The 3282-nt window shown below is 57.8% G+C and carries 5 protein-coding genes; all 5 read right to left on the reverse strand.

Going from position 1 to position 3282, the window contains the following annotated elements; all coding sequences use genetic code 11:
* Window positions 1-97: 97 nt before the first annotated feature.
* A complete protein-coding gene (gene flgE, locus ACW9JC_RS29565; RefSeq protein ID WP_338582506.1) occupies window positions 98-1414 on the reverse strand; it encodes a flagellar hook protein FlgE in 1317 nt (438 codons plus the stop codon).
* Between the two features lie 31 nt (window positions 1415-1445).
* Window positions 1446-2168 (reverse strand): flagellar hook assembly protein FlgD, encoded by a 723-nt coding sequence (gene flgD / locus ACW9JC_RS29570; RefSeq protein WP_457459471.1) that lies wholly within the window; start codon window positions 2166-2168, stop codon window positions 1446-1448.
* 15 nt (window positions 2169-2183) lie between these two features.
* Window positions 2184-2627, reverse strand: coding sequence for a flagellar basal body rod protein FlgC (gene flgC / locus ACW9JC_RS29575; RefSeq protein WP_007937507.1), 444 nt, complete (start codon window positions 2625-2627; stop codon window positions 2184-2186).
* Between the two features lie 3 nt (window positions 2628-2630).
* Window positions 2631-3038, reverse strand: a complete 408-nt coding sequence (gene flgB / locus ACW9JC_RS29580; protein ID WP_056853151.1) for a flagellar basal body rod protein FlgB — start codon at window positions 3036-3038, stop codon at window positions 2631-2633.
* A 62-nt stretch (window positions 3039-3100) separates the two neighbouring features.
* Window positions 3101-3282 (reverse strand): hypothetical protein (locus ACW9JC_RS29585; RefSeq protein ID WP_457459473.1); only part of this gene is annotated, 182 nt, incomplete at its 5' end.

Genomic DNA, 3282 nt, shown 5'->3' on the forward strand with positions numbered 1-3282 from the left:
ACCCTGCGAAAGCGTAGCCCTCGCAGGGTGTGGGGGTGACCATCTCATTAGCCCCTCTTCCGAGGGGCTCCTTGTACTGCGATTCAGCCAACCAACATCAAGTCATCTGAATGATGGTCTGCATGATGGTGCTCTGGGTGGAGATGGTCTTGGCGTTTGCCTGGTAGTTACTCTGCGCCTTGATCAGGTCGACCAGTTCGTTGGTGACGTTGACGTTGGACTCTTCCAGGGAGTTGGAGTGGATCTCACCCAGGGAACCGGTTTGCGGTGCGTCATAGCCCGGCTGACCCGAGGCGAAGGTTTCCTTCCAGCTGGTGCCACCCACTGGCTGCAGGCCTTGTTCGTTGGTGAAGCTGGCCAGCGCCAGTTGACCGATCGCTTTAGTCTGGTAGTTGCTGAAGTTAGCCAACATCACACCGCTGCCATCGATGGTCAGGTTGGTGATCTGGCCGGTGGCGTAGCCGTTTTGATCTGGAATGGAACGAGCGCTGTCGGCGTTGAACTGCGTGGTGTTGCTCATGGCGATAGTCACACCCGCCGGGTCGGCGGCTGCACCGTTGGCTGCCCAAACGCCATTGGTCACTTTGCCCGGAATCCAGCCAGTAATTTTCAGGTCAGGGCTGACGACTGGAGGAGTGCCCGGCGTGGTGACCGAAACCAGCTTGCCACTGGTGTCAAAAGCCATGGTCGAAGGGACCGGACGCGAAGCTGCGTTCATCGGATCGCTACCGTTCGGGTTGCGACCATCGATCAAGGTATAGACATCCCAGGTATTCGCCGCCGTCTTGACCATGTATTGGTCCATCTGGTGCGTATTACCCTGAGTATCGAAAATCTGGGTAGTGAACTGCTTGGTGAAAGCGGTTCCCGGCTTGCTCGGGTCGAACGGGTTGGCCACCTGGTCGATCACATCGGACTTGGAGTCCAGGTTGATCGTCGACGAAACGTTGGTGGTAGTTTTCGGCGCCAGGTTGGACGTGTCGATGCGCAAGTCCGTCAGCACGCCATTGATGATCTTGCCATTGGCGTCCACGCCATAACCTTGCAGACGCGCAGTGCCGTCGGTGTTGGTGACGTAACCTTCCTTGTCGACCTTGAACGTGCCGGCGCGGGTGTAGGACAACGATCCGCTGTCGTTGAGCACGAAGAAACCGGAGCCGTTGATGCCCATGTCCAGCACGTTACCAGTGTTGTTGATGTCACCCTGGGTGAACTGCTGGGAGACGTTGGCCAGGCGCACGCCGCTACCGGTGGTCTTGCTACCCGAGCCCAGTTTGGTCGCCGAGTACACATCTTCGAATTCCGCACGGGACGATTTGAAACCGACAGTCGCGACGTTGGCAATGTTGTTGCCGGTTACGTCCAGTTGCTTGTTGGCGGCATAGAGACCGCTAAGGCCGATGTTGAAAGACATATTCCACTCCTTTGTGCCGGGTTAGTCGGCTCTATATACCAATGGTTTGCACTTTGGACAGGGCGATACTGCCCAGTCCAGCGAGGTTGAGCATCAACTCACCGCCGGTCTGGCTGATGGTTACGCTGGTGACGGTCGCCGGCAGGTTGGTGATCAGCGCAACAGCCTGATCATCGATGGTGGTGGTTGCCGCGAAGGTGTAAGTACCTGCCGGGGCTACGTTGCCGGCATTGTCCTTGCCATCCCAAGTGAAGCTGGCGTTGCCGGCTTTCTGGTCGGCCAGGGTAATCGTGCGAATGACTTTGCCGTCCTTGTCGGTGATTTTCACTTCGGCTTGAGCCACCGACTGCGGCAGCACAACCGCACCGGTCATGCCTTTGGTGGTGTCGACCACAGCCTTGTCGCCCGGCGCGATGACCGAACGGCCCACCAACGACGAGGCTTGCAATGCCTGAGATGAGCCAAAGGCGCCGGCAATGCCGCTCACAGTATCGTTAAGCGAGGTGATGCCTTCCAGGCTACTGAACTGCGCCAGCTGCGCCACGAACTCACCGTTGCCCTGCGGCTCCAGAGGGTTCTGGTTCTTCAGTTGTGTCACCAGCAACTGCAGGAACGCATCTTTGCCCAGGGCCTTTTTACCGGTGGCACTGCCCGCCGCCGACGCCAGGGCGTCAGTATCCTTGTTCGTCTTGATCGAGGAATTGGCCAGGATGTCGTTGAGGCTCATGCCACTCGTGGTATCGCTAACACTCATCTGAGTCGCCCCTTATCACTGACCGAGGGTCAGGACTTTCTGCATCATGGTTTTGGCGGTGTTCATCATTTCGGCGTTGGTCTGGAACGAACGGCTCGCGGAAATCATGTCGGCCATTTCTTCCACCACGTTGACGTTCGGGTAGTAGACGTAACCCTTGGCATCGGCCGCCGGATGGTTCGGCTCGTAACGCGCTTCGAGGTTGCTCTGGTCTTCGACCACGCCCAGCACCTGCACGCCTTGGCCGGCGGCATCCTGGTTCTGGAACAGCGAATCGCTGCCGCCGCTCTGGCCGCCCTGGAACATGGTGGCGAATACCGGATGGCGCGCGCGGTAGGTCTGGTCGATGCTCGACGAGACGGTCTCGGCGTTGGCGATGTTCGAAGCGACGGTGTTCAAGCGAGTGGTCTGCGCACTCATGCCGCTACCGGCAATGTTGAAAACACTGGATAGAGACATGACTTACTCTCCGCGCAGGGCTGAAACCAGCCCTTTGAATTTGCTGTTGAGCAGGGTGAAGCTGGCCTGGAAGTTGACGGAGTTTTCCGCGTAGTTCGACTGTTCCAGTTGGGCGTCCACGGTGTTCTGGTCGATCGAAGGTTGCATCGGCGTGCGGTACATCAGCGACTCATCGCCATTGCCCAGGCCTTCGGCTTCGATGTGACGACTGTTGGTCATGTTCAAGGCGAACGTGCCGTTCTTGGCTTTATCGTTCTGCGCCTCGAGCACTTTCGAGAACTCCAGATCCCGCGCCTTGTAGTTCGGGGTGTCGGCGTTGGCGATGTTGTTGGCCAGGACTTCGGCACGTTGGGCGCGGAAGCCCAGAGCCTTTTCGTGAATGCCGAGCGCTTTATCGAAGCTGATGCTCATGTCGGGAAACCTTCGGGTGACCTGATTTTTCGTACGATGAACATAGCAAGCGTCATGCCAATTCAAAAAAGCCCGTAAACCGGGGCTTTGCGAGCAGTGGCAACGCGGCAATGCCAGAAAAGCGGCAACCGGTTTCCGCTGGATGCCGCTTTTCTGCCGCCTGGCACAGTCAGGAAAACACTATTTCCCCCTGTAGGAGCTGCCGCAGGCTGCGATCTTTTGATCTTGATCTTGATTTTCAAAA

The sequence above is a fragment of the Pseudomonas sp. SDO5591_S426 genome, assembly GCF_054070755.1.

Excerpts from the sequence above, each read along its gene's own strand:
- flgE (WP_338582506.1), bottom strand. The coding sequence starts at position 1,414 with ATGTCTTTCAACATCGGCCTTAGCGGTCTCTATGCCGCCAACAAGCAA.
- flgD (WP_457459471.1), bottom strand. The coding sequence starts at position 2,168 with ATGAGTGTTAGCGATACCACGAGTGGCATGAGCCTCAACGACATCCTG.
- flgC (WP_007937507.1), bottom strand. The coding sequence starts at position 2,627 with ATGTCTCTATCCAGTGTTTTCAACATTGCCGGTAGCGGCATGAGTGCG.
- flgB (WP_056853151.1), bottom strand. The coding sequence starts at position 3,038 with ATGAGCATCAGCTTCGATAAAGCGCTCGGCATTCACGAAAAGGCTCTG.